Raw genomic sequence first — 23876 nt, 5'->3', positions numbered from 1 at the left:
GTTCGGCTCAGCTCGACTTCCGCACGCGCAGGTACCACTCGCACAGCAGCCGGACCTGCTTGGGCGTGTAGCCCTTGTCCACCATGCGCTGCACGAAGTTCTCGTGCTTCTTGGCTTCGTCGGCGCTGGCCTTGGCGTTGAAGCTGATGACGGGCAACAGCTCCTCGGTGTTGGAGAACATCTTCTTCTCGATCACCGTGCGCAGCTTCTCGTAGCTGGTCCACGCCGGGTTCTTGCCGGCGTTGTTGGCCCGCGCCCGCAGCACGAAGTTCACGATCTCGTTGCGGAAGTCCTTGGGATTGCTGATGCCCGCGGGCTTCTCGATCTTCTCGAGCTCCGCGTTCAGCGCCGAGCGGTCGAACACCTCGCCGGTGTCGGTGTCCCGGTACTCCTGGTCCTGGATCCAGTAGTCGGCGTAGGTGACGTAGCGGTCGAAGATGTTCTGGCCGTACTCGCTGTAGCTCTCGAGGTAGGCGGTCTGGATCTCCTTGCCGATGAATTCGGCATACCTCGGCGCAAGCACCTCCTTGATGAAGCCGACGAATTTCTGTTCGGCTTCCTGAGGGAACTGCTCGCGCTCGATCTGCTGCTCCAGCACGTACATCAGGTGGACCGGATTGGCCGCTACCTCGGTCGAGTCGAAGTTGAAGACCTTCGACAGGATCTTGTACGCGAAACGCGTGGAGATGCCGGCCATGCCTTCGTCGACGCCGGCGTAGTCGCGGTATTCCTGGATGGACTTGGCCTTGGGGTCGGTGTCCTTCAGGTTCTCGCCGTCATAGATCTGCATCTTGCTGAAGGCGCTGGAGTTCTCCGGATCCTTCAGCCGCGTGAGCACCGCGAACTGCGCCATCATCTTCAGCGTGCCGGGAGCGCACTTGGCCTCGGCCAGCGACGAGTTGCGGATCAGCTTCTCGTAGATCTTCACTTCCTCGCTGACGCGCAGGCAGTAGGGCACCTTGACGATGTAGATGCGATCGAGGAAGGCCTCGTTGTTCTTGTTGTTGCGGAAGCTCTTCCACTCGCTCTCGTTGCTGTGCGCGAGCACGATGCCGTCGAAGGGGATCGCGCCGAAGCCTTCGGTACCCTTGAAGTTGCCTTCCTGGGTGGCCGTCAGCAGCGGGTGCAGCACCTTGATCGGCGCCTTGAACATCTCGACGAACTCCAGCAGCCCCTGGTTGGCCAGGCACAGGCCACCCGAATAGCTGTAGGCATCCGGATCGTCCTGTGCATAGGTCTCGAGCTTGCGGATGTCGACCTTGCCGACCAGTGAGCTGATGTCCTGGTTGTTCTCGTCGCCAGGCTCGGTCTTGGCCACGCCGATCTGCTTGAGCACGCTCGGCAGCCGCTTGATGACCTTGAATTTGCGGATGTCGCCGCCGTACTCGTCCAGGCGCTTGACCGCCCACGGGCTCAGGATGCGATTCAGGTAGCGACGCGGGATGCCGTACTCGCGCTCCAGCAGCGGGCCGTCTTCGACCGGGTCGAACAACCCGAGCGGACTTTCATTCACCGGGCTGTCCTTCAGCGCGTAGAAGGGCACATGCTCCATGAGCTGCTTCAGCCGCTCGGCGATCGAGCTCTTGCCGCCGCCGACCGGCCCGAGCAGATAGAGGATCTGCTTCTTTTCCTCCAGCCCCTGCGCGGCATGCCGGAAGTAGCTGACGACCTGCTCGATCGCATCCTCCATGCCGAAGAACTCGGCGAAGGCGGGATAGATCTTGATGACCTTGTTCTGGAAGATGCGCGACAGCCGCGGGTCGTTGCGGGTGTCCAGCATCTGGGGCTCGCCGATAGCCTTGAGCATGCGCTCGGCCGCGGTGGCGTAGGCAAGAGGGTTGCGCTTGCACTCGTCAAGGTACTCCTCCAGCGTGAGTTCCTCGACCTTGCTGCGTTCATAGCGAGCCGCGAAATGGCTGATCACATCCATGCTGACCTCCGGAGTAGTTCGTAGGGAGGCGACGCGCGTCCATGTGACCACGGACCTCGCATCGTCCAGGAAGTTCTGGCGACGTCCATGACTCAAGGCGTCATCAGAGCTTTCCGAGCTCAGCAAGCATTCAGCAAACGGCCAGCCCATGCTGGCCCAAAGTCCTTCGCCCTGTCGCGGATCGCGTACGACAACCTCAAGGGCGGCGCGGCTTTGGAGGCCATGCTACGCCCATCGAGAGCGATGCGCGATAGCAAGACGTGACCCCGTTGTACTCCCTCGTGCAACGTCTGTGAAGCACTGCCGTTGACGGCCCCCCGCGTGTGGGGCACCTGTGGGAAGTACGAAGAAGACAGCACGCATCCCGCGTGCCATCCTCATGGATTCAGTCGGCGGACGGGCCGGTTCGAGGCCCGCGCGACCTCACTCCTCGGCGCCCGGCGGACGCAGCTTTTGCAGCAAGCCGTTCAATTCGTCGAGCGAGCCGAAGCTGATCGCCACCTCGCCCTGTTCGCCGCGCTTGGTCTTCTTGCGGACGCGGATCTCGACCTGCGCCGTCAGCAGGTCCGACAGCTCTTCCTCGAGCCGCAGCACGTCGCGGCTCTTGTCCGACTTCACCCGCAGCAGCGGGGCCTGGCGGCCCGCGCCCTGCTGGCGCTGGACCAGCTTCTCGGCTTCGCGCACGCTGAGCTTCTTGGCGGCGATCTCGGTGGCGCTGGTGATCTGGTGGGCGCCATCGAGCGCCAGCAGCGCGCGGGCATGGCCCATGTCGATGTCGCCGGCCATCAGCATGTTCTGCACCGGCTCGGCCAGGTTGAGCAGGCGCAGCAGGTTGGACGCGGCGCTGCGGGAGCGGCCCACCGCTTGCGCGGCCTGATCGTGGGTCAGTCCGAACTCGTCGACCAGCCGCTTCAGGCCCTGCGCCTCTTCCAGCGCGTTGAGGTCCTCGCGCTGGATGTTCTCGATCAGCGCCATCGCCGCCGCTGCCTCGTCCGGCACCAGTTTGACCAGCACCGGCACCTCGGCCAGTCCGGCCAGCTTGGCGGCGCGGAAGCGCCGTTCGCCGGCGATGATCTCGTAGCGGACCGCGCCGTGGGGCGCGATCGGGCGCACCAGGATCGGTTGCATGATCCCTTGCGCCTTGATGCTCTCGGCCAACTCGTACAGCGAGCCCTCGTCCATGCGCGTACGCGGCTGGTACTTGCCGGCCTGCATCTGCGCCAGCGGCAGCACGCCGGGTTCGCCTTCGCGCACCGCCGGTGCGTCGCTCACTTTGGGGCCCAGCAGGGCCTCCAGGCCCATGCCCAGGCCCTTGGGTTTCTTTGTCGCCATGGGGCGCGATTCTCCGCGATTCCTTCGCTCTTCCGACGGCGCCCGGCGGCCGCCCTTGCGGGGGGCCTCAGCGGGCGAGGCGATGCAGCATCGCCCGCCCTTCGGGCCAGGCGCCGAGTCCGGACGCCGCGTTCAGGTGGCCCAGCGGGCCGGCCAGGACGAACTGCGCGCCCCAGTCCGCTGCCATGCCGGCCGCCCGCTCGGGACGGCAGAAGGGGTCATCGGTGGAGGCGACGACGATCGCCGGGAAGGGCAGGCGAGGGCGGCGGATCGGCCGCCAGTTGTGCAGCTGCGGTGGGGTTTCGTCGCGTTCGGTGTCGGGCGGCGCGACCAGCAGCGCGCCGGCCACCAGGCGGGTGTGGGCCGAATGGTCGGCCCACGCCGCCACCAGCTGGCAGCCCAGGCTGTGGGCGACGAGCAGCGCCGGCCGTTCGACCAGGCGCGCATCCTGCTGGAGCACCTCGTCCAGGCGGGCCATCCAGTCGCCGCGCCGCGGCCATTCCCAGTCGTCCTGTTCGACCCGCGTATCACCGTGTCGGCGTTGCCACTCGCTCTGCCAGTGGTCGGGGCCGGAGTTCAACCAGCCCGGCAGCAGGTAGACCGGACGGGCGAGGGCGGGATCGTCGAGGTCATTCGATGGAAGGGCGTGCTGTGACATCTGTTGGCCTTATGCTTCGCGCTTTCTTTGGCGCCATCGGGGACGGGCCCCGGCGGCAGCGGATTTTGCAGGAGCGGCGATGAAGTACGCGGTGTATGTCGACGGGCAGGAAGGCACGACCGGCCTGCGCATCAATGAATATCTGGCGCAGCGCGCCGACATCGAGGTGCTGCGCATCGACGCCGACAAGCGCAAGGATCCCGCCGAGCGCGCCCGGCTGCTCAACGCCGCCGACGTCGCCTTCCTCTGCCTGCCGGACGCCGCCTCGCGCGAGGCGGCCGCCATGGTGACCAATCCCAAGACCTGCCTGATCGATGCCAGCACCGCGCACCGCACCGCGCCGGGCTGGGCCTTCGGCCTGCCGGAACTGGCGAAGGGCCAGCGCGCGGCGATCCGTGAATCCAAGCGCATCGCCAACCCCGGCTGCCATGCGAGCGCCTTCATCCTGGCGGTGCGTCCGCTGGTCGATGCCGGCCTGCTGTCGCCCGATGCGCTGTTGACCGCGACCTCCATCACCGGCTACTCCGGCGGCGGCAAGTCGATGATCGCGGAGTACGAGGCCGGCGGTCAGCCGAAGCTGACGGCGCCGCGCCCGTACGCCCTGGGCCTGACGCACAAGCACCTGCCGGAGATGATGGCTCATACCGGCCTGAAGCAGGCGCCGGTGTTCATGCCGATCGTTTCCAACTTCTACAAGGGACTGGCCGTCACCGTGCCGCTGCACTTGAGCCAACTGCGCGCGGGCACGACCCCCCAGCAGGTCCGCGACGCGCTGGCGGCGCATTACGAAGGCGAACGCTTCATCCACGTGAAACCGCTGCGCGACCCCGACACGCTGGCTGGCGGCTTCTTCGACGTGCAGGCTTGCAACGACACCAACAATGTCGACCTGTTCGTCTTCGGCAGCGAGCAGCAGATCCTCGTCATGGCGCGCCTGGACAACCTGGGCAAGGGCGCCAGCGGCGCCGCGGTGCAGAGCATGAACGTGCACCTGGGCGTGGATGAATCGCTGGGCCTGACCGGTCCGGACCTGAACAGCATCTGATGACGGCTTCGACGCGGACCGTCAGCCGCGAATGGCGCCGAGAGGGCGCCGTTTCGCAGGCTGACCTGGATGCCATCCGCGACGGCGTCATCACCCACGGACGCCAGCAGACCCAGGGCAGCGACGCCCGCGACATCGCGGTGGCGCTTTACGAGGGCGACGCGCTGATCGCCGGCGGCTTCGGCCGCACGGAGTTCCAGCGGCTCTATGTCAGCTACCTGTGGGTCGACGCCGACCATCGCGGCCAGGGATTGGGCGGCGACTGCCTGCGCCAGCTCGAGGCGCTGGCCTTGCAGCGCGGCTGCGTGGACGCGTTGATCGAAACCCTGCTGGACGAGGTCGCCGAGCTTTACGAGCACCTCGGCTACGCCTGCATCAGCCACGTGCATGACTTCGTGCCCGGCTTCACCCGGCACACGCTGCTGAAGGTCTGGCAAGCGCGGGACTGAGCTTTGTCGCGCAAGGCCCGGGCGCTCAAGCCCAGGCGCGCGGATCGTCGCTGCGGTAGTGGTAGCGATAGGCCTGCAGGAAGCCCAGGCGGGCGTAGAGACGCTGGGCGACATCGTTCTCGGCGCCGACCTGGAGATAAGCGCTCGTGGCGCCCTGAAGGCGCGCCTGGTCCAGCAGGGCGGCGCAGAGCCGGTACCCATGGCCGCGACCGCGTTGGTCCTCGGGCGTGTAGATGTCGAAAAGTCCCGCCATGCCGCCAGCGGCGGTGCCGGCCGGTCCCGGGTCGATGGCCACCTGTCCACAGGCGAGCAGCACGCCGTCGCGCTCCAGCTTGAAGGCCTGATGCCGCACGCTGGCCTGTTCGAGGCGGCGCGCATGGCCGGTGATCTCCTCGACGCTCGACTGGCGCAGCGCGCCGATCAGCGCCGCGTAATCAGCTGGCGAAAGCGGCATCAGCGGTACCGCCCCACCGGATTCCGCGAAACCATCCAGCGACGGCAACACCATCACATCTGCCGGATCGAAGCGATGCCAGCGCATCGCGGCGAGGCGGTCGTCGAGATCGCTCGGCTGGCTGAATGGGGTGAGCCGCAGGATCAGCGGTAGCCCGGCCTGCTCGAAGCTGACGCGGCAGCGCCGCAACAGTTCTTCCAGGGGAAGCGATCCACCCGCCAGCGGGTTCACGCAGCGGGACCGCTTGGCCTTGCCCGGCGACAACCGCAGCAGCCAGCCCTCGACCTGGGCTTCACGTGGCGCCGACGCCGCGTTGAGTCCGGCCAATTCGGCGCGTCGGGCGAGTGCTTCCAGCTCGGGAGCCATACCGGGCCACTGGCCGGAGCGCCTTCAGCGCATCCCGCCGACGCGCTTCACCATTTCCTTGGCGAAGTCGATGAACGCATGCGCGCCCTTGGATCCGCCGTCGAAGACCACGCCGGGCAGGCCGTAGCTGGGTGCCTCGGCCAGACGGACGTTGCGCGGGATGACGGTGTCGAAGACCTTCTCGCCGAAGTGCGCCTTCAGCTGCTCGCTCACCTGCTGCTGCAGCGTGATGCGCGGATCAAACATCACGCGCAGCAGGCCAATGATCTGCAGGTCCGGGTTCAGGTTGGCGTGGATCTGCTTGATCGTATTGACCAGGTCGGTCAGGCCTTCCAGCGCGAAGTACTCGCACTGCATCGGCACGACCACGCCGTGAGCGGAGCACAGGCCATTCAGCGTCAGCATGGACAGCGACGGCGGGCAATCGATCAGGACGAAGTCGTAGTCTTGCGCGGCGGCGGCCAGCGCCGTCTTCAGCCGCTGCTCGCGTCGTTCCAGCTCGACCAGCTCCACTTCGGCGCCGGCCAGTTCCCGATTGGCCCCCAGCACGTCGTACCCGGCTTTCTCGCTGCGCTGGCGGGCTTCGGCGATGGTGGCCGATTCCAGCAGCACGTCGTAGACCGTCAGGGCGAGAGCACGCTTGTCGATGCCGGAGCCCATCGTCGCGTTGCCCTGGGGATCCAGGTCGACGACCAGCACCCGCTGCCCGACCTTGGCTAGGCCGGCGGCCAGATTCACGGTGGTGGTCGTCTTGCCGACGCCACCTTTTTGGTTCGCAACGCAAAAGATCTTGGCCATGAATGCTGGGAGAACGAACTCGGAAGAGGGGCGCAGCTTAACCGCTGACGCGCGGACCTGCGACGCGAAGTCGCAGGGAGAGGGGAAGCTCAGGCTGCGGATGTCGCTTCTGCCCCAATGGGGCGGATCCACAGCAGGCAGCGCTGCGCATCAAGGCCAGGCACGGTCAGCTGTTCCACGTGGAACACGGTCAGGTCTGGCGCGCGTCGGCCCAACTCGGCAATCTCGTCGGTAGGGTGCTGCCCCTTCATGGCCGCCCACACCGCGTCCGACTTCAGGTGCATCCGCGTCCACTCGGTGAAGTCCGCCAAAGAGGCGAACGCTCGCGAAGTGATGACGTCGAACGGAGCCGTCTTCAGCTGCTCGACCCGGGAATGCTCCGCGTGCAGATTGGGAAGACCGATCTCCGCTGCCACCTGGGCGATGAAAAAAGCCTTCTTGCCGACGGTATCGACGCAGGTCACGTCGATGGCGGGATCGCAGATCGCGATCACCACACCCGGCAGACCGCCGCCGCTGCCGACGTCCATCAGGCGAAGCGGCCGACCTGCGGCATGGCGGCGCAGCGGCGGGATGAGGCTGAGGCTGTCCACCAGATGCTGGGTCAGCATCGCCTCCGGGTCGCGCACCGCGGTCAAGTTGTAGACCTTGTTCCACTTCGACAGCAGCCCGAGGTAAGCGATCAGCCGATCCAGTTGCTGGTCGTGCAGGCCGAGGTCCAAGGTCTGGGCGGCGGCGGCGAGTCGGGAGCGCAGGTCGAGGTCAGTCATCAACGGCGGGATCGGTCGATTCGGGATCGGGTCGTAGGAGGGAGGGTTCAGGCGGCGGCCGATTCGGCGGTGGTGTCCTGCTCGGTGAATCCCTTGAAGCGGCCCTTGCGCAGGTGAATCAGCAGTAGCGAGATCGCTGCCGGAGTGATGCCTGAAATGCGCGAGGCTTGGCCCAGGGTTTCCGGACGATGCTTGTTCAGCTTCTGGCGCGCCTCGAAGGAGAGGGCGGTGACGAGGCCGTAGTCCAGATCCTCGGGCAGCTTCAGATGCTCGTAGTTGGACGCGCGGGCGACGTCCTCCTGCTGCTTGCTGATGTAGCCGGCGTACTTGACGCTGATCTCGATCTGCTCGACCACCGCATCGCTGAGGTCCATACCGAGCGACGTTGCCAGTGCCGCCCTCGACACCCCGGCTTCCGGGCGTGCAATCGCGGCAACTTCGGCAATGGTGTCGAAGGTGACGCCGGGGCGGCGGAGGAGGTCCACCAAGTTGTACTCGCGCTCGAGCGGCTTGCCGACCAGACGCTCCGCATCTGCAGCGGGCAGGATGTTCGGATGAACCCAGGTGGACTTCAGCTTCTCTGTTTCACGTGAAACAGCGTCGCGCTTCCGATTGAACGCGTCCCAGCGCGCGTCGTCCACCAAGCCGAGCTGGCGTCCGGCATCGGTCAGGCGCATGTCGGCGTTGTCCTCACGGAGCTGGAGTCGGAACTCGGCGCGGCTGGTGAACATCCGATAGGGCTCGGTGACGCCCTTGGTGATCAGGTCGTCGACCAGCACGCCGAGATAAGCCTGGTCGCGGCTGGGCAGCCAAGCGTCCTTGCCTTGGACCTGCAAGGCAGCGTTCAGGCCGGCGAACAGCCCCTGGGCGGCCGCCTCCTCGTAGCCGGTGGTGCCATTGATCTGGCCAGCGAAGAACAGGCCGCCGATCGCGCGCGTCTCGAAGCTGGACTTCAGCTCGCGCGGGTCGAAATAGTCGTACTCGATCGCATACCCCGGGCGCAGGATGTGCGCGTTCTCCAGTCCCGGGATCGATTGAACGGCCGCCAGCTGGATGTCGAAGGGCAGGGAGGTCGAGATCCCGTTCGGGTAGAACTCGTGCGTCGTCAGACCCTCGGGCTCGAGGAAGATCTGGTGCGAGTCCTTGTCGGCGAAGCGATTGATCTTGTCTTCTATGGACGGGCAGTAGCGCGGTCCGACGCCCTCGATCACCCCGGTGAACATCGGACTGCGGTCGAAGCCGGAGCGGATGATCTCGTGGGTGCGGGCATTGGTGTGGGTGATCCAGCAGGGCAGCTGCTGCGGATGCTGCGCGGCGCTGCCCATGAAGCTGAACACCGGCACCGGGTCCAGGTCGCCGGGCTGTTCGGCGCACTTGGAGAAATCGATGGTGCGGCCGTCCAGGCGCGGCGGCGTGCCGGTCTTCAGCCGGCCTTGCGGCAGCTTGAGTTCCTTGAGCCGGCCGGACAGGGAGACCGCTGGCGGATCGCCGGCGCGACCGGCGGCGTAGTTGTCCAGGCCGATGTGAATGCGGCCGTCGAGGAAAGTGCCGGCCGTCAGCACGACCGCCCGGGCGCGGAAGCGCAGGCCCGACTGAGTGACGGCGCCGACGACCCGGTCGCCCTCGACCATCAGGTCGTCGACGGCTTGCTGGAACAGCATCAGGTTGGGCTGGTTCTCCAGCCGACGCCGAATGGCGGCCTTGTACAGGATGCGGTCGGCCTGCGCGCGGGTGGCGCGGACCGCCGGGCCCTTGGAGCCATTGAGGATGCGGAACTGGATGCCGCCTTCATCGGTGGCCGCGGCCATCGCGCCGCCCAGCGCGTCGACTTCCTTGACCAGGTGGCCCTTGCCGATGCCGCCGATCGACGGATTGCAGCTCATCTGGCCGAGCGTCTCGATGTTGTGGGTCAGCAGCAGCGTGCTGACGCCCATGCGGGCAGCCGCCAGTGCGGCTTCGGTGCCGGCATGGCCGCCACCGACCACGATCACGTCGAACTCTTTCGGATAAAGCATGGCAAGGCGTCCAGCGGAATCGGCGATCGGTCGATCGAGGCCATCGCGACGCGCGGAAGGCGCGTATCCAGGCGATGGACAGCCGGCTGGCGTTCAGATGAGGGAAGGGCGCGATTTTACGCGGGGCTGTGGATAAGTCACTGCCTCAGGGGCATGGCGGGCGGACCTTGTTGGCGTCCTCGGAAGGCGCGGGGCGACAATCCCGCCGTCATGAATTGCCGTCCCCACTGCGCCGCCTGCTGCATTGCCCCGTCGATCAGCAGCCCGATCCCCGGCATGCCGCACGGCAAGCCGGCCGGCGTGCGTTGCGTCCAACTCGACGAAGACCTGCGCTGCCGGATCTTCGGCCGGCCGGAACGGCCGCCGGTCTGCGGATCGCTGCCGCCGTCGGAGGACATGTGCGGCGACTCCCGCGAGCAGGCGATGCGCTGGCTCGGCTGGATGGAGGAGCAGACCGCGCCGGACCGACAGCGCCTTGAAAGCGCGGCTCCGTAGAGTCACCCTCTCCAGAAGAACCGATCGGAGACAACCATGATTCCCACCGACGAGGACCGCCGCCGTTTCCTCCTGCAATCCGCCGCGCTCGGCGCCGCCAGCTTCGGGGCGAGCGCCCCGGCGTTCGCGCAATCGACCTGGCCGTCGCGCAACGTCCGGCTGGTCGTGCCCTTCGCGCCCGGCGGCAGCAGCGAGATCGTGGCCCGCGCCACCGCCGCCGAACTCAGCAAGACACTGGGCCAGGCGGTCTACGTCGACAACAAGCCCGGCGGCGGCGGCAACATCGCGATGGTCGAGGTGGCGCGCGCGGAGGACCAGCACACGCTGATCCTCGGCCACATCGGGACGCTGGCGGTGAACCCGTACATCTACGACAAGCTGCCCTACGACCCCAACCGGGACTTCAAGCCGATCACGCTGCTGGCCAAGGTGCCCAGCCTCTACGTCGTCCATCCCGATGTGCCGGCCAAGAACCTCAAGGAATGGGTCGCGCTGGTGCGCAAGAACCCGGGCAAGTTCAGCTACGGATCGGCAGGCAACGGAAGCGCCGGGCACCTGGCGATGGAGTACCTGAAGATGGTCGCCGACCTCTTCATCCTCCACGTCCCGTATCGCGGCACCGGCCCGCAGCTGACCGACTTGCTGGCAGGACGGCTGGAAGCCGCCTCGGTCGGCGCACCGGCGATCCTGCAATTCATCAAGGCCGGCAAGCTGCGCTGCCTGGCCACCGGCTCCAAGGAACGCCTGCCGCAGCTGCCCGACGTGCCGACCGTCGCCGAGCAGGGTTATCCGGGCTTCGAGATGACGCAGTGGTACGGGCTGTGCGCGCCGGCCAATCTCGCGCCGGCGAATGTGGACAAGCTCGCCGTGGAGTCGGCGAAAGCGATCCGGTCGGTTTCCGCGAAGGAGCGCCTCAGCCATGACGCGGCGGAGCCGATCGGCAACACGCCCGCCCAGTTCGCCGCGTTCATCGCGCAGGAACAGCAGCGCTGGAAGCAGGTGGTGGCGCGGGCGAAGATCAAGCCCGATTGAGTTTGGGGGCGTTGTTGCCTCGCCGTCTGGGGGTCCTTGACCGCGGGCGGCCAAGCGCGGGCACTCCACGACGCGGGGGGCATCCCGTCCGGGAACCCCCCGCATCGTTCCGGCCCCACGGAGGTTGGCTGACGCCGCAGGAGGTGGCACTCGCGGGTGGGGGCGGGTAGGGACGGGATGGCGGGGCTCGTTGATCGCGGTCAGCGGTGCTGGACCGAGCGCAGATCCTGGACGACGCGGCCGCCCTGCAGGCTGACGACGCGCTGCGCGGCCGCGATCGTCTCGGGGCGGTGGGCGATGACGATGCGGGTCAGCGGCAGCTGGCGCAGGCTCGCGTTGACGAGGCGCTCGCGCTCGACATCGAGCGCGCTGGTAGCCTCGTCGAGGAACAGGAACTGCGGTCGCTTGTAGAGCGCCCGGGCCAGCAGGATGCGCTGGCGCTGGCCACCGGAGAGGCTCGAGCCCATGTCGCCGATCAGCGTCTGGAAACGCATCGGCATGGCCTCGATGTCCTCCAGGACGCAGGCCAGTCGTGCGCATTCGCGGACCCAGTCAGGGTCGACGTTCAGGTCGAAGAAGCTGATGTTGTCCGCGATGCTGCCGGCGAAGAGCTGGTCGTCCTGCATGACCGTGCCGATCCGCTCGCGCCAGGCGTTGGTCCCCAGTTGCGCGAGGGCGACGCCGCCGATGCGGATCTCGCCCTGCTGCGGCGCGTGGATGCCCAGCATGAGCTTCATCAGCGTGGTCTTGCCGCAGCCCGACGGCCCGACGATGGCCACCGACTCCCCCGGCTCGATGCGCAGCGAGCAGCCGGCAATGACCTCCGGCTCGCCGTCGGCATAGCGGAATCGCAGGCCGTCGAGCTCCAGCGGCGCCTCGCGCGGCACCGCGCGGCCGGGCGCGTCGAGGTCGGCCTCGGGCGCGGTCAGCACGATGTCGGCCAGGCGCTCGCCCTGCAGGCGCAGCATCTTCAGCGCGACCACCTTGTCGATCAGGCCGGCGATGCGTTGGCTGAACTGGTCCTTGTAGGCGAGGAACGCGAACAGCATCCCGACCGAGAGTTCCTTGTCCAGCACCAGCATCGCGCCCAGCGCGACGATGGCGACGCGCTCCAGCCCGAACAGCAGCTTGTTGCCCTGCGTCATGCCGAGTTCGAGCTTGCGGCCGGTCAGCGACGCGTTCATCTGCTCGACGACCAGGTTGGCGAAACGCGCGCCGCGATCGGCCTGGGCATTGAAGAGCTTGATCGCCTGCGCGCCGCGCAGCGACTCGAGGAAATGGCTGTTCTGGCGCGCCTCGTGGTTCAGCGCCTCTTCCTGCGCGTCGCGCAGCGGCCGGAAGCAGGCCCAGCGCAGCAGCGCGTAGCCGGCCACCGCGGTCAGCGCGACCGCCGTCAGGCGTCCGCTGTAGAGCACCATCATCGCCAGCGTCAGCAGCACCATCAGGCCGTCGAGCACCGCCTCGATGAAGCTGCCGGTGAGGGTCTTCTGGATCTCCTGCACGCTGGAGAAGCGCGACCAGATGTCGCCGAGATGGCGTTTCTCGAACCAGGCCAGCGGCAGCCGCAGCAGGTGCGAGAAGACGTTGGAGAGCCATTGCAGGTTGAGCGATGCCGACAGGATCAACACCGCCCAGGAGCGCAGCAGGCCCATGCCGACCTGCAGCAGCACCAGCAGCGCGAAGCCGATGCCCAGCGTGACGAGCAGGTCGCGGTCGGCGCTGACGATGACGCCGTCGACGGTCCATTGCAGCAGGAAGGGCGCGAGCAGGCCCAGCAGCTCCAGTCCGAGCGCCAGCGCCAGCACCTGCGCGATGGAGCGCTTCAGCCCGGTGACATGGCCCAGCAGCTGCCGCCATTTCGGCGCTGGCGCTGGCGCCTTGCGGGCGAAGTCCATGCCGGGACGCAACTCGAGCGCGACGCCGGTGAAGTGCTTGGAGACCTCCGCGAGCGGCAGCCGGCGCTCGCCGTGCGCGGGATCGAGCACCACCGCCCGATCGCCGTCGACGCGGTCCAGCACGACGAAGTGATTGAAGTCCCAATGCAGGATGCAGGGCGTCTGCAGCTTGTGCAGCGTCTGCGGCTCGGCGCGCAGCGCGCGGGCGGTGAGGCCGAGCTGCGCGCCCATGCGGACCAGGTCCGCCATCGTGAGGCCCTTGAGGGAGACGGCGAAGCGATCGCGCAGCTCGCCCAGCGCCCACCGCTGGCCATGCGCGGCGGCGACCATCGCCAGGCAGGCGAGGCCGCACTCGGCGGCCTCGGTCTGCAGGATGACGGGACGGCGGCGGCGCCAGCCGAGGTTCAGCTTCGCCAGGAAGCCGGCGGGCGCGGTGCCCGGAGGCGGAGCGCCGGGCGGGGCGCCGGAAGCGGGGACGTCAGACACGGCGGGCGAGGCTCAGCAGCGGTTCGAAGATCCATTCGATCAGACGGCGCCGCTCGAGCAGCACGTCGGCCTCGAGCAGCATACCGGGGCTGAGCGTCTGGTCCTGCCCGTAGGCCTCGACCGACTGGCGCTGCAGCTGCACGGTGATGCGGTACATCGGCTCGCCTTGCGCCATCGCGGCCGGCAGTCCGAGCTGCGCGAGCTCCGCCGCCTGCAGCGGTGTGCGCGAGACCTGCAGCACCTCGCCGGCCTGCTGGCCGAATTTCTGGTACGGGAAGGCCTGGTAGCGCAGCAGCACCGCCTGGTGCGGGCGCAGGAAGCCGACGGCGCTGGACGGGGCGTAGAGATGCGCCTGCAGCGGCGTGCGCGCCGGCAGCAGCGCGGCGAGCTGGGTGCCGGCCTGCACGACCTGGCCCGGTTCGGCCAGCACGGTGCTCATCTGGCCGTCACTGGGCGCGCGCAGCACGAGCCGGCGTCGCGCCTCGTGTTCCACGCCCTGCGCCTGCAGCGCGGCGATGTCGCGCGCCAGTTCCCCTTGCTGGACCTGTGCCTTCAAGGGGATCGCCTGAAGCTCAGCTTGCAAGCCCAACGCCTCCCGCTGCAGGTTCTCGCGCTCGCGCGAAAGTGCCTGCCGTTGGGCCTGCAAGCCAAGCAACTCCTCCCGTTTGGTCTGGACCTGGGCGCTCGATACGAACTGGTCTTTCGCCAGCGATTCCAGCCGTCCCAGACTCTGCTGCGCCAGCGCTTCGCGCTGGGCATGCAGCTGCAGCTCGGTCTCGGCCTGCCGCAGCGTGGATTCGAGCGTGGCGATCCGCGCCTTCAACGAGGCCGCCTGGCTCTGCGCGATTTCCCGCTGCTGCACCTGCGCGGCGCCCAGCGATTGCTCGCGGTCTTTCAAGGTCCGCGACAGGCTGTCGCCGGTCGGGTTGGCGCTGTCGAGCGACAGCACGAACAGCACGTCGCCCTCTCGCACCTGCTGCCCATCCTGGACCGGACGTGCCACGACGGTGGCGCTTTGCGGCACGCTCAGCCGCATCACGCCGCGCTCGGGCACCAGCAGGCCGTTGACGCGGGCCTTGCGGGTGTACTCGGTGCTGAACAGGAAGGCGCCGACCGCGACGACACCCCCCAGGGCCAGCAGACTCAGCCATCGCAAGGTGGCGGGCCGATGCAGCTGCACCGATCCCAACCAGGCCTGCTGCTGCGAGGCCTGGGCTTCGGCGCGGAAGAGCGCCACCACGATTTGCTACGCCTGGTTGCGAACCTGACGGATCGCGCCGGAGCCGCGGGGGCTCACCAGGTGCCCTTGGGCGCCGGTTCCACGTCCAGCGAGGCGGCCGCGGTCAGCGTGACATCGCTGCCGACCAGCCAGGTGCCCTTCGGGGCGCCGCCGCCGACGTGAACCAGGGCCTGCAGGTCCAACTCGACCAGACCTTCTTCGACTTGCGTGGTGACAGCGACGTTTTGCGGTTGGGCTTGCATAAGAGGCTCCAGATTCGGTGACGTGCCCGGAATGTGTTGAGCACGGGACGCATTGAAGCAGCGCGCCGCCTGACGCATAACTGTCAGCTCTTACAGTGTTTACAAGGTGCTGCCCCGGGCAGCATCAGCGAATCAGGCCCAGCCGGAGCGCCTTCAGCACCGCCTGGTGCTTGTTGGAGCAGCCCAACTTGTGCATCGCATTGTTGATGTGCAGCACCGCCGTGCGTTCGGTGATGCTGAGGATGGCACCGACTTCCCAGGCGGTCTTGCCTTCCATCGTCCAATGCAGGCACTCGAGCTCGCGCGGCGTGAGCCGCGGCGATTCGGTGACCTTCTCCTCCGGCAGCAGCACGCGCAGCGCGGTGTCGACCGCATGCACGGCGAACAGCTGCAGGTCCGCCACCATGCGCGTGAGCTGGCCCGAATCGCTGGGCAGCGGCTGGTCGCGATCGACGCCGAGCACGAAGTGCCGGCCCTCGGGCAGGTGCAGCGCCAGGCAGATGCCGGTGCTGTATCCGAATTGCGCCTGCGATTCCCAGATGTCGCTCGCGCCATGCCGCGCATAGGTCTGGCGGTCCCAGACGATGGGCATGCTGTTGCGCTTGCAGTGCTGCATCACCGGATCGCGCCGGCCGAACTCCGGCGCATGCATCACCTCCGCATAGCCGGCGGGGCAGTTGTCGATGGTGATGAACTCGGTCTCGGCCAGCGTGTGGTCCACCACCGTGATCGCCGACACCGTCTGGAAATCCAGTTTTTGCGCGAAGCGGATCACCTCACTGCGGAACTCTTCGCGTGAGCGCGCTTCCAGGACTGATTGATAACCGCCTTGCAGCATTGATCGCTCCGGCCCATCGGCCGGCCTAGTGGGCCTCTTCGGTCGCTGTCGCGGGTCGCCGGGCTCGTCTGGGTTCCGCCACGCGTCCGATGCGACCGCATAGGCCACGTGACGCATTCACGCCCCTGACAGGGTTTACAGCTGGCGGCTCGTGCCCATCGTGACCACACTGCTGGTCAAGGGGAGAAGCAGCAACCGCCGATCCGCAATAGCCAAACCAAACAATTCTGACAATGACACCAGCTTGGATTGTGTACGCGTGGCCACGAATATTGTGTGATGTGCAGCGTCTACCCCGCTTACAGTTCGCGCATTTGAGCACGCGCGTGTTGGTGGCGGGAGACGAGGATCACCCGGCCATGGGGCAAACCCTGTGGAGTGGCGAGTCGGAATTCGGCGCCGCCGGCGTGGCCTGGGACTGGGTGCGCATGCCTTACGGCATCGTGTCGATGGTCGATCCGATGGCACTGGTGACCAACCTCCAGTTCCTGAATGGCGAGGGCGAGGTGCTCGCTCCCATCGAATCGGCCATCCAGCTCAACGGCATCGTGCACACGCTGCCGTGGCAGGAGCAGGTGCAGCTGGCGCTCGCGACGCGGCACTGAGCTCATCGCGCCACGGCCGCGCGCATCGAGCGCGCCACCAGCGCGAGCCCGGCCACGGTGAGCGCGGCGCCCACGACCACCGTGGGCATCACCTTGGCGAAGGTCAGCGGCTCGCCCTTGAGCACCTGCATCATGAGCAGGTTCTGGCCCAGCCCCGGCACCCACAGATGCCAGGACGCCTCGCCGCCGGGATGGATGATCGCCACCACCGGCGCCAGCGAGATCGCGGTCACCACCAGCGTGGTGCTGGCCTGCGCCTCCTTGAAGGTCTTGGTGCGGATGGCCAGCGCCATCAGCACCGCCGCCAGGCCGGCGGCGAGCGGGATCTGCAGCAGCAGGAAGCGCAGCGCCTCGCTCCAGCCGAACTGGAACATTGCCGCCAGCGCGTCGCTGCGCATCAGCCACTGGCCCGGCAGGAAGCTGAGGTTGGACAGCACGGCCACCGTCAGGCCCGCCATCATCACCGCGGCCCACTTGCCGGCGACGATCGCGGCATGCGGCGCCGGATTGACCAGCAGCGGCTCGAGCGAGCCGCGCTCGCGTTCGCCGGCGGTGCTGTCGAGCGCGGCGGTCAGCGCGCCGTAGAGCACCGCCATCATGATGAACATCGGCAGGATCTGGGTCAGCCGCGTCGAGCGCGCCTGCAGGCTGGCGAGGTCGCGCTCCTGGACATCGATCGGCTGCAGCTGCCGCGCGCCGATGCCGCGCATCGCCAGGGCCAGCGTCGTGCGCTCGCTGCTGAAGCCCTGCAGCAGGCGATTGATCGTGCCCACGCCGGCCTCGGCCCGCTGGTTGGCGCTGTCGGTGACGATCTCCACCCGCGGCGCTTCGCCGCCGGCCAGCAGCGTCTCGAAGTCGGCCGGCACCACCATCACCGGATCGGTCAGCGTCGATGCGCGCAGCCGGGCCTCGTAGTCGGTCGGCGCCGCCTTGATCGTGTAGGTCTGGCGCTCGAGGTAGTTGCGCAGCGTGGGCGCATGCTCGATGCCCACGACCAGCAGCTCGCGCTGCTCGGCCCGCTCCTGCAGCGAGGCCGTCAGCCCCGACATCAGCATCAGCAGCAGCGGTCCCATCAGCACCGCCGGCACCAGCAGGCGCAGCAGCGTGCGGCGGTCCCGCAGCGCATCCACGATCTCCTTGGCGAAGACCGTGCGGAAAGCCTTGAGGAAGGGACCGTTCATGCGGACTCCAGCTGGCGCGGCTGCGCCGCCTCGGGGAAGGCGAGGTCGACGAAGGCGTCCTCGAAACGTTGCCGGCCGGTCTGCGCCAGCAGGCCGTCGACGGTGCCGGTCGCGACCGAGCGCCCGTGCGACATCACCACCACCTGGTCGCAGAGCTGTTCCACCTCTTGCATGATGTGGCTCGAGAAGACGATGCACTTGGCGCCGCCGGCCGGCGAGCGCAGGTGGCGCAGCACCTCGCGCAGCGCGCGCGTGGCGACCACGTCCAGGCCGTTGGTCGGCTCGTCCAGCACGATGTTGGCCGGGTCATGCACCAGCGCGCGGGCCAGCGCGGTCTTCATCCGCTCGCCCTGGCTGAAGCCCTCGGCGCGGCGGTCCAGGATGGCGCGCATGTCCAGCAGTTCCGCGAGCGACTCGGCGCGCGCCTGGGCCTGCTCCATCGGCAGGTCCTGCAGCCGCGCGAAGTAGACGATGTTCTCGCGCGCCGTCAGGCGCGGGTACAGGCCATGGGCATCGCCGAGGATGCCCATGCGCGACAGCGCCTCGCGCGGCGAGCGCAGCACGTCCACCCCGTCGACCTCGATCGCGCCCTGGTCCGGCGGGAACAGGCCCGCCAGCATCCGCAGCGAGGTCGTCTTGCCGGCGCCGTTGGGACCGAGCAGCCCGGTGATGCGGCCGTTGGGGGCGTCCAGGTCCAGCCGATCGACCGCGACGACGGTGCGCGCCGGGCCCTTGCGACCGAAGCGGGCGGCCAGCGAGCCACTTCCGCCCCGTGTCTGGAAGGCCTTGTGGAGGGCATGCAGGCGGATCATCGGTCGGACTCCCGGGCGGCGGATGCGGCGGCCGCGAGGGTCGCCGGCGTGGGGGGCAGGAAGGCGGGCGGACGCGGCAGCTTGAGCGCGCAACTCGCGTCGACGGCGAGTGCATCGGCGTCGCGCGGTGCATCGATGAAGCGGAACAGCACGTCGCGCATGCAGGGCAGCGTCAGCATGACGCCATGGCCGGCGGTCGGGACGACGACATGCCGCGCCTGGGCGCCCAGCGCGGCCTGGACCCGCTGGCCGTGGCGTTCGGGCGTGGCCGGGTCGCTGCCACCGCTGGTGATCAGCACCGGATGGCGGGCCGGCGGGATGGCATAGAACGCAGGCGCGACCTCGCCACGTGGCCAACTTGCGCAGACGCGGGTGTAGAGGTCGCGGTCCAGGGTGCCGAAGTCGGGCGAGGGGGCCTCGGTCGAGGCGGCGATGCGCGGTGCGTCCTCGGCGCAGATCACCGAGAAGTGCATGCCTTCGAAGATTCGCATCGCGCGCGAGCCGCCGCCGAGCTGGCCGGCCAGTCCGGCCAGCGCGTCGAAGCGGCCCAGCGAGGCCTCATGGATGGCCGCCGGCAGCGCCGCGGCGACATTGGGCGCGTACAGCGGCGGTCGCACCAGCCCCAGCAGGCCCTCGCGCGTCAGGGTGACCTCCTCCGGCCGCCCGGTCAGCGGATGGGTGAAGGCGACCTTGCGCGGCATGCCCTTGATCAGCGCCTGCCATTCGGCCTTCACCGCCGGATAGCGGGCATGGCAGTCGGCGGCCTGGGCGCAGGCGGCGAAGCTGAGGTCGAGCGCGCGCTGGGCGTCCTGCGAGAAGCTGACCGGCAGCACCATGTCCGGCGGCGCGACGCCATCGATGACCGCGCGGCGCACCCGGTCGGGGAACTGGCGCTGGTACTCGAGCGCCGCCCGCGTGCCGTAGGACGCGCCGATCAGATTCCAGCGCTCGACGCCGAGCGCCGCGCGCACCGCGTCCATGTCCTGCATGGCGATCGTCGTGGTGTAGTAGCGCAGGTCGCCGTGGGGCAGCCGCTGCAGCGTGTCGCGGCATTGCTCGAGCAGGCGAACCTTGGCGCCGGGCTTCAGCAGTTCGTCCAGGCCGCGGTCGCTGTTGTCGGGGCAGGAGAGCGGCGCCGAGCGGCCGGTGCCGCGCTGGTCGATGAAGACCAGGTCGCGGCGATAGTTCAGCCGGGACAGCCGCGGCATCACCGAGGCCGTCAGCGCGATGGCGCTCTGGCCGGGACCGCCGGCCAGCAGCAGCACCGGGTCGGGCAGCTTGTTGCGGGCCAGCGCGGGCACCACGACGTAGCGGATGTCGATGCGCACGCCGTCGGGCCGGGCCGGATCGAGCGGCCGGCTCAGTTGGCCGCACAGCACCTCGGTGGAGACGCCGTCGACGCGGCAGGCCGTCAGCGGCCGGATCGGATCGGGCGGCGCCGCGCGGGCGCTACCCGCGGCCAGCGCAAGCGCCGCCGCCATCGACCACAGGGCCGGCGCCGGCCGGGCTCGGGGGGCAGGCCTTGCCCCGGGACGCGTCAACATGGACTCACTCCTCCGTCGTGCCCGGCGATTATGGCCAGCGGGCGGAGCGCGGCAGGGTGCCTTCGGTCAGGTCTCGCGGCGACCGAACATGCCCCAGCCTTCCATGCTCATGACCTGTTCGTCCTTCTGGTTGAAGACCTCCCAGCCCGAGCGCACCAGCCCGATCTGCGGGCGGCTGCGACTGGCCTTGGTCTCCAGCACGGTCATGCGCACCCGCAGCGTGTCGCCGGGGCGCACCGGCTTGAGCCAGCGCAGCTGGTCGATGCCGGGAGAGCCCTGGCTGGTCGAGTCCAGCAGGTAGGCGTCGCACATCATCCGCATCACCAGCGCGCAGGTCTGCCAGCCGCTGATCGAGAGGCCGCCCAGCACCGACGCGTTGGCGGCGTCCTCGTCCAGGTGCAGCGGCTGCGGGTCGTAGGCGGCGGCGAAGGCCAGGCCTTCCTCGCGGTCGACCCGACGCGAGCCGAATTCACGGACCTGGCCGACGCTGAAGTCCTCGAAGGCATGGGTCGGGGTAGGGCCGGGGGTGGGGGCGTTCATCGATGAGGTCCTCGAACAAGTCGCGACCGGGCGACTGTAGGCGCGCAGCCGCCGGGCGATTGGCGCGACGGCGACAGCCCCGCGCGCCGTCCTGGCATTGCGCGGGTCGGGCCGGGCGCGTATGGTCCCCGGGTTCCGCTTCCCCCAATCGCCCGCCCACCCGCGAGCGACCCATGTCCAAGGAGACCCCATGAAGCTCTACTACAGCCCCGGCGCCTGCTCGCTGTCGCCGCACATCGTCCTGCGCGAGGCCGGCCTGGCCTTCGAGCCGGTGCTGGCCAGCACCAAGACCCACAAGCTGCAGGACGGGACCGATTACTACGGCATCAATCCCAAGGGCTATGTGCCGCTGCTGGAACTCGACGACGGCCAGCGGCTGACCGAGGGGCCGGCGATCGTCCAGTACATCGCCGACCAGGCGCCCGGCAAGCAGCTCGCGCCGGCCAACGGCACGATGGCGCGCTATCGGCTGCAGGAGTGGCTCAACTTCATCACCTCCGAGCTGCACAAGACCTTCAGTCCGCTGTTCAACCCGGCGATCTCGGAGGACGCCAAGGGCGTGTTCCGGAACAAGCTGCATGAGCGCTTCAAGTGGCTCGACGGCCAGCTCGAAGGCAAGCAGTTCCTGATGGGCGAGCAGTTCACCGTGGCCGATGCCTACCTGTTCACCGTCTCGAACTGGGGCCCGCATGTGGGCGTGGACCTCGCCGGCTATCCCAACGTCGTGGCCTACCGCGGCCGCGTCGCGGCCCGCCCGGCGGTGCAGGAGGCCATGAAGACGGAAGGCCTGCTGAAGTAGTCGGCGCCTTCAAGGGGGCCGAGCAAGCGCTGCGCCCCCTCTTGCTCCCTCGCCCGCTTGCGGGGAGCGCGGCGGCGAGGGCGGAGGCCGAGGGCAGCGGCCTCAGCCCTTCTTCAGCAGCGACTCGCAGGCGCCCTTGTCATCGGCATCCTGCTTGGCGCAGACGCCGTCGAGCTGCGTCCGCAGCCGGGTCAGGGTCGCTTCATGCTGCCCGTTCGCATTCCACGCCACCAGTTGGCTGCCGACCTTCTGCAGCGAGCGCGCGCTGCGTTCATAGAACGCGCCCTTGTCCTTCGCCGCCTCGGCCAGCAGCTGCGAGGCCGCCTTCTCGATGCGTGCCGCGTCCTGCGGCGTCAGCTCCACCAGCGCGCTCAGGTAGTTCGAGCCCCATTGCAACCGGGTCGCCGGACCTTCGCTCTTGTTGAAGGCTTCCTCGTACCAGCGCAGCGCTTCCTCCTTGCGCCCCTGCTTGCGGGCGTTGCTGCCCAGTGAGCTCATCAGGTAGTAAGGGCTGTGGCTCCTGGCCAGGCTGGCCTTGAGCAGCGCGTCGCTGTCGCTCCACAGGCCGGCGCGTCCCAGCAGGAAGGCCGCCGAGGTGATCACCGCCTGGCGCTCATAGCCGTCGGTGACCTCCTTGTCGACCTTGGCGGCATGCGCCTTCACCTCGGCCAGCAACGGCGCGGGCAGCTTGGGCGTCAACGCGGTCTTGGACTGGTCCAGCCGGGCCAGTTCGACGCGCGCGATCAGCGACTGCAGGCGGTCGGCCCGCGACAGCGAGGCGTCGGCCTCGAAGCGCTTGAGCGCCTCGTCGAACTTCGCGACCAGCGCCTGGCGCTCCTTGCCAGCCGCCGGCGCCAGCGCGCGGACGATGTCTTCGCCGTTGTTGCTCAGCACGTCCATCTGCGCGCGGGCTGCGGCCGGGTCGGCCAGCACCTGCTCGACGCGGGCCCGCAGCGCGGCATCCGCCTTCAGCGCGCCGCCGCCCTCGGTGGCCGCCAGCGCCTTGAGCCACAGCCGGGTGGTGGTCTCCTCGTCGACGCCCTGGCTCGCGGCGGCGAGCCGGGCCAGCAGCGCGGGCCGCTGCGCGGCGGGCACCAGCTGCTGTTCGTCCGTCTCCCAGGAATAGAAGCCCAGCAGCTTCCACTCGTTGGCGGACAGCTTCCTGCCCGCCTGCGCGTCGCTCAGCACCGTCTTGATGGGGCGGCCGCCGGCCAGGCCCAGCTGCAGCACGCGCAGCACCTGCGGCGCGTCGACCTCGCCCGGCAGGCGGGTGAGCTCCTGGCCGTCGTTGCCGAACAGGATCATCGTCGGGTAACCGCGCACCTTGAAGCGCGCGCCCAGGCGCTGGGCGCCGGGGTTGTCGCCGTCGATGTGGACCGCGACGAAGGCGCGCGACTGCTCGATGAAGTCGGCGCGGTTGAAGAGCGTGGCCTTCAGCTGGTTGCACGGCGGGCACCACTTGGCGCCCCAGTACAGCAGCACCGGCTTCTTCTCACCCCGCGCCTGGGCGAAGGCGCGCTCGATGTCGGCGTCGCCGGAGGCCTCCTGCCACGACACCGAGGCCGCGGCGCTGGCGGCGGTCGCCGTGGGCATCAGCGCCGGCATCGCGCCGATCGTGGACAGCGCGGTCGCAAGGACGGTCAGGCGGGCGGCCGAGCGCAGGCGCTGGGCGGTCGAGGTGCGGAAAGTCATGGCGGAACTCGCGGCCTCGTGAGCCGGTCGGTGTCGAGGAAAGGCGGCATTGTGGCGCCGCGCCGGCGGACCCGATATGCGGGACGCTTCTAACCTTGCTTGCCCCGCAGGATCGCGCCGCGGCGCAGGCTCTCGGCCGGCCACCGCTCGCGGGCGTCGTAGTACTCGGGCACGGCGACCGCGTCGGGCGGCAACTGCACCCAAGGCTGCCTGGAGGCAGTGAAGATGTGGATGTCCGGCGGCAGGCGGTCCGGCTCGTCCAGGGTGCCGACGCGGACGAAGCGCATCGCGTCGCCGCCGCCGGCGTAGTTGCTCCAGACCGCGATCCAGCAGCTCGGGCAGCGCCAGATCTTCTGGCCCTTGCCGCTGGCGGACGGGTTCATCACCGGCACCGGCTCGCCCGCGAGCAGCTCCACGCGATCCGCCTCGATCAGCGCATTCAGCGCGAAGGCCGCACCGCTGGCGCGTTGGCACCAGCGGCAATGACAGCAATGGACGAACAGCGGGCGGCTGGTCATCCGGTAGCGGACCTGGCGGCAGTCGCAGCCGCCTTCGAAGGTGTCGGGGGCGTCGCTCATCGCTTGTCTCCTCCTGGCATGCGGAGCGCGCAGGATAGCCGTTCGACAACGGCGAGCGACCGGCCGGTCGCCCCGCGACC

General features: G+C 68.7%; 23 protein-coding genes. 6 read left to right on the top strand and 17 right to left on the bottom strand.

Annotated elements, in window-relative coordinates:
* Positions 1–7 precede the first annotated feature (7 nt).
* From CS062_RS05070 to CS062_RS05060, 3 genes are all read right to left on the bottom strand, one after another.
* Positions 8–1930 (bottom strand): PrkA family serine protein kinase, encoded by a 1923-nt coding sequence (locus tag CS062_RS05070; RefSeq protein WP_099860363.1) that lies wholly within the window; start codon positions 1928–1930, stop codon positions 8–10.
* 423 nt (positions 1931–2353) lie between these two features.
* Positions 2354–3262, bottom strand: a complete 909-nt coding sequence (locus CS062_RS05065; protein ID WP_099860362.1) for a ParB/RepB/Spo0J family partition protein — start codon at positions 3260–3262, stop codon at positions 2354–2356.
* Between the two features lie 67 nt (positions 3263–3329).
* Positions 3330–3920 carry an RBBP9/YdeN family alpha/beta hydrolase gene (locus tag CS062_RS05060; protein ID WP_099860361.1) on the bottom strand — a complete coding sequence of 197 codons (591 nt, stop codon included), beginning with the start codon at positions 3918–3920 and terminating at the stop codon, positions 3330–3332.
* 79 nt (positions 3921–3999) lie between these two features.
* On the opposite strand from CS062_RS05060, the gene argC reads away from it, so the two are divergent.
* Together argC and CS062_RS05050 are read left to right on the top strand one after the other, a co-directional pair.
* Entirely contained in the window at positions 4000–4965 is a 966-nt protein-coding gene (argC, locus tag CS062_RS05055; RefSeq protein WP_099860360.1) for an N-acetyl-gamma-glutamyl-phosphate reductase, read from the top strand.
* On the top strand, positions 4965–5414 hold the full coding sequence (locus CS062_RS05050) for a GNAT family N-acetyltransferase (protein ID WP_099860359.1): 450 nt from the start codon (positions 4965–4967) through the stop codon (positions 5412–5414). Before argC ends, CS062_RS05050 begins: the two co-directional genes overlap by 1 nt.
* 25 nt (positions 5415–5439) lie before the next feature.
* Here CS062_RS05050 and CS062_RS05045 read toward each other — a convergent pair whose 3' ends face one another.
* The 4 genes from CS062_RS05045 to mnmG all read right to left on the bottom strand — a co-directional run bounded on the left by CS062_RS05045 (position 5440) and on the right by mnmG (position 9817).
* The gene (locus tag CS062_RS05045) at positions 5440–6234 is read right to left on the bottom strand and encodes a GNAT family N-acetyltransferase (RefSeq protein WP_099860358.1); all 795 of its coding nucleotides are present in this window, start codon (positions 6232–6234) and stop codon (positions 5440–5442) included.
* Between the two features lie 24 nt (positions 6235–6258).
* Complete coding sequence (locus CS062_RS05040; protein ID WP_091729619.1) at positions 6259–7032, bottom strand: ParA family protein; 774 nt, start codon at positions 7030–7032, stop codon at positions 6259–6261.
* 89 nt (positions 7033–7121) lie between these two features.
* Positions 7122–7802: a 16S rRNA (guanine(527)-N(7))-methyltransferase RsmG gene (gene rsmG, locus CS062_RS05035; RefSeq protein ID WP_099860357.1), complete on the bottom strand. Its 681-nt coding sequence runs from the start codon at positions 7800–7802 to the stop codon at positions 7122–7124.
* Positions 7803–7849: 47 nt separating this feature from the next.
* The gene (gene mnmG / locus CS062_RS05030) at positions 7850–9817 is read right to left on the bottom strand and encodes a tRNA uridine-5-carboxymethylaminomethyl(34) synthesis enzyme MnmG (RefSeq protein ID WP_099860356.1); all 1968 of its coding nucleotides are present in this window, start codon (positions 9815–9817) and stop codon (positions 7850–7852) included.
* 210 nt (positions 9818–10027) lie between these two features.
* On the opposite strand from mnmG, the gene CS062_RS25730 reads away from it, so the two are divergent.
* Both CS062_RS25730 and CS062_RS05020 read left to right on the top strand, forming a co-directional pair.
* On the top strand, positions 10028–10312 hold the full coding sequence (locus CS062_RS25730) for a YkgJ family cysteine cluster protein (protein WP_143742255.1): 285 nt from the start codon (positions 10028–10030) through the stop codon (positions 10310–10312).
* 36 nt (positions 10313–10348) lie between these two features.
* Positions 10349–11344 carry a Bug family tripartite tricarboxylate transporter substrate binding protein gene (locus tag CS062_RS05020; RefSeq protein WP_099860354.1) on the top strand — a complete coding sequence of 332 codons (996 nt, stop codon included), beginning with the start codon at positions 10349–10351 and terminating at the stop codon, positions 11342–11344.
* Between the two features lie 200 nt (positions 11345–11544).
* Here the strand turns inward: CS062_RS05020 and CS062_RS05015 are convergent, their stop codons facing one another.
* The 4 genes from CS062_RS05015 to CS062_RS05000 form a co-directional block, all read right to left on the bottom strand.
* Positions 11545–13725, bottom strand: coding sequence for a peptidase domain-containing ABC transporter (locus tag CS062_RS05015; RefSeq protein WP_233217912.1), 2181 nt, complete (start codon positions 13723–13725; stop codon positions 11545–11547).
* Positions 13718–14965, bottom strand: coding sequence for an HlyD family secretion protein (locus CS062_RS05010; RefSeq protein WP_099860353.1), 1248 nt, complete (start codon positions 14963–14965; stop codon positions 13718–13720). Before CS062_RS05010 ends, CS062_RS05015 begins: the two co-directional genes overlap by 8 nt.
* Before the next feature lie 53 nt (positions 14966–15018).
* Entirely contained in the window at positions 15019–15207 is a 189-nt protein-coding gene (locus tag CS062_RS05005; RefSeq protein WP_099860352.1) for a hypothetical protein, read from the bottom strand.
* A 124-nt stretch (positions 15208–15331) separates the two neighbouring features.
* Positions 15332–16045, bottom strand: coding sequence for a helix-turn-helix transcriptional regulator (locus CS062_RS05000; protein ID WP_099860351.1), 714 nt, complete (start codon positions 16043–16045; stop codon positions 15332–15334).
* Positions 16046–16278: 233 nt separating this feature from the next.
* Here CS062_RS05000 and CS062_RS04995 point away from each other — a divergent pair, with 233 nt between their 5' ends.
* A complete protein-coding gene (locus CS062_RS04995; RefSeq protein ID WP_497006787.1) occupies positions 16279–16650 on the top strand; it encodes a DUF4902 domain-containing protein in 372 nt (123 codons plus the stop codon).
* A 2-nt stretch (positions 16651–16652) separates the two neighbouring features.
* On the opposite strand, the gene CS062_RS04990 is transcribed toward CS062_RS04995, so the two are convergent.
* From CS062_RS04990 to CS062_RS04975, 4 genes are all read right to left on the bottom strand, one after another.
* Positions 16653–17831, bottom strand: a complete 1179-nt coding sequence (locus CS062_RS04990) for an ABC transporter permease (RefSeq protein WP_099860350.1) — start codon at positions 17829–17831, stop codon at positions 16653–16655.
* Complete coding sequence (locus CS062_RS04985; RefSeq protein ID WP_099860349.1) at positions 17828–18643, bottom strand: ABC transporter ATP-binding protein; 816 nt, start codon at positions 18641–18643, stop codon at positions 17828–17830. The genes CS062_RS04990 and CS062_RS04985 overlap by 4 nt, the downstream gene beginning before the upstream one ends.
* Positions 18640–20187 carry an alpha/beta hydrolase gene (locus CS062_RS04980; protein WP_099860348.1) on the bottom strand — a complete coding sequence of 516 codons (1548 nt, stop codon included), beginning with the start codon at positions 20185–20187 and terminating at the stop codon, positions 18640–18642. The genes CS062_RS04985 and CS062_RS04980 overlap by 4 nt, the downstream gene beginning before the upstream one ends.
* A gap of 66 nt (positions 20188–20253) precedes the next feature.
* The gene (locus CS062_RS04975) at positions 20254–20727 is read right to left on the bottom strand and encodes a MaoC family dehydratase (protein ID WP_099860347.1); all 474 of its coding nucleotides are present in this window, start codon (positions 20725–20727) and stop codon (positions 20254–20256) included.
* A gap of 190 nt (positions 20728–20917) precedes the next feature.
* Between CS062_RS04975 and gstA the strand changes: the two genes are divergently transcribed.
* Positions 20918–21526: a glutathione transferase GstA gene (gstA, locus tag CS062_RS04970; protein WP_099860346.1), complete on the top strand. Its 609-nt coding sequence runs from the start codon at positions 20918–20920 to the stop codon at positions 21524–21526.
* Positions 21527–21628: 102 nt separating this feature from the next.
* Here gstA and CS062_RS04965 read toward each other — a convergent pair whose 3' ends face one another.
* Both CS062_RS04965 and CS062_RS04960 read right to left on the bottom strand, forming a co-directional pair.
* Positions 21629–23218 (bottom strand): thioredoxin family protein, encoded by a 1590-nt coding sequence (locus CS062_RS04965; RefSeq protein WP_233217911.1) that lies wholly within the window; start codon positions 23216–23218, stop codon positions 21629–21631.
* Between the two features lie 89 nt (positions 23219–23307).
* Positions 23308–23796, bottom strand: a complete 489-nt coding sequence (locus tag CS062_RS04960; protein ID WP_099860345.1) for a GFA family protein — start codon at positions 23794–23796, stop codon at positions 23308–23310.
* Positions 23797–23876: the final 80 nt, after the last annotated feature.

The sequence above is a fragment of the Roseateles chitinivorans genome, assembly GCF_002761755.1.
GTDB lineage: Bacteria > Pseudomonadota > Gammaproteobacteria > Burkholderiales > Burkholderiaceae_C > Roseateles > Roseateles chitinivorans.
This window is presented reverse-complemented; position numbering and strand designations above follow the sequence as displayed.

Excerpts from the sequence above, each read along its gene's own strand:
- CS062_RS05070 (WP_099860363.1), bottom strand. The coding sequence starts at position 1,930 with ATGGATGTGATCAGCCATTTCGCGGCTCGCTATGAACGCAGCAAGGTC.
- CS062_RS05065 (WP_099860362.1), bottom strand. The coding sequence starts at position 3,262 with ATGGCGACAAAGAAACCCAAGGGCCTGGGCATGGGCCTGGAGGCCCTG.
- CS062_RS05060 (WP_099860361.1), bottom strand. The coding sequence starts at position 3,920 with ATGTCACAGCACGCCCTTCCATCGAATGACCTCGACGATCCCGCCCTC.
- argC (WP_099860360.1), top strand. The coding sequence starts at position 4,000 with ATGAAGTACGCGGTGTATGTCGACGGGCAGGAAGGCACGACCGGCCTG.
- CS062_RS05050 (WP_099860359.1), top strand. The coding sequence starts at position 4,965 with ATGACGGCTTCGACGCGGACCGTCAGCCGCGAATGGCGCCGAGAGGGC.
- CS062_RS05045 (WP_099860358.1), bottom strand. The coding sequence starts at position 6,234 with ATGGCTCCCGAGCTGGAAGCACTCGCCCGACGCGCCGAATTGGCCGGA.
- CS062_RS05040 (WP_091729619.1), bottom strand. The coding sequence starts at position 7,032 with ATGGCCAAGATCTTTTGCGTTGCGAACCAAAAAGGTGGCGTCGGCAAG.
- rsmG (WP_099860357.1), bottom strand. The coding sequence starts at position 7,802 with ATGACTGACCTCGACCTGCGCTCCCGACTCGCCGCCGCCGCCCAGACC.
- mnmG (WP_099860356.1), bottom strand. The coding sequence starts at position 9,817 with ATGCTTTATCCGAAAGAGTTCGACGTGATCGTGGTCGGTGGCGGCCAT.
- CS062_RS25730 (WP_143742255.1), top strand. The coding sequence starts at position 10,028 with ATGAATTGCCGTCCCCACTGCGCCGCCTGCTGCATTGCCCCGTCGATC.
- CS062_RS05020 (WP_099860354.1), top strand. The coding sequence starts at position 10,349 with ATGATTCCCACCGACGAGGACCGCCGCCGTTTCCTCCTGCAATCCGCC.
- CS062_RS05005 (WP_099860352.1), bottom strand. The coding sequence starts at position 15,207 with ATGCAAGCCCAACCGCAAAACGTCGCTGTCACCACGCAAGTCGAAGAA.
- CS062_RS05000 (WP_099860351.1), bottom strand. The coding sequence starts at position 16,045 with ATGCTGCAAGGCGGTTATCAATCAGTCCTGGAAGCGCGCTCACGCGAA.
- CS062_RS04995 (WP_497006787.1), top strand. The coding sequence starts at position 16,279 with ATGACACCAGCTTGGATTGTGTACGCGTGGCCACGAATATTGTGTGAT.
- CS062_RS04990 (WP_099860350.1), bottom strand. The coding sequence starts at position 17,831 with ATGAACGGTCCCTTCCTCAAGGCTTTCCGCACGGTCTTCGCCAAGGAG.
- CS062_RS04985 (WP_099860349.1), bottom strand. The coding sequence starts at position 18,643 with ATGATCCGCCTGCATGCCCTCCACAAGGCCTTCCAGACACGGGGCGGA.
- CS062_RS04980 (WP_099860348.1), bottom strand. The coding sequence starts at position 20,187 with ATGTTGACGCGTCCCGGGGCAAGGCCTGCCCCCCGAGCCCGGCCGGCG.
- CS062_RS04975 (WP_099860347.1), bottom strand. The coding sequence starts at position 20,727 with ATGAACGCCCCCACCCCCGGCCCTACCCCGACCCATGCCTTCGAGGAC.
- gstA (WP_099860346.1), top strand. The coding sequence starts at position 20,918 with ATGAAGCTCTACTACAGCCCCGGCGCCTGCTCGCTGTCGCCGCACATC.
- CS062_RS04965 (WP_233217911.1), bottom strand. The coding sequence starts at position 23,218 with ATGACTTTCCGCACCTCGACCGCCCAGCGCCTGCGCTCGGCCGCCCGC.
- CS062_RS04960 (WP_099860345.1), bottom strand. The coding sequence starts at position 23,796 with ATGAGCGACGCCCCCGACACCTTCGAAGGCGGCTGCGACTGCCGCCAG.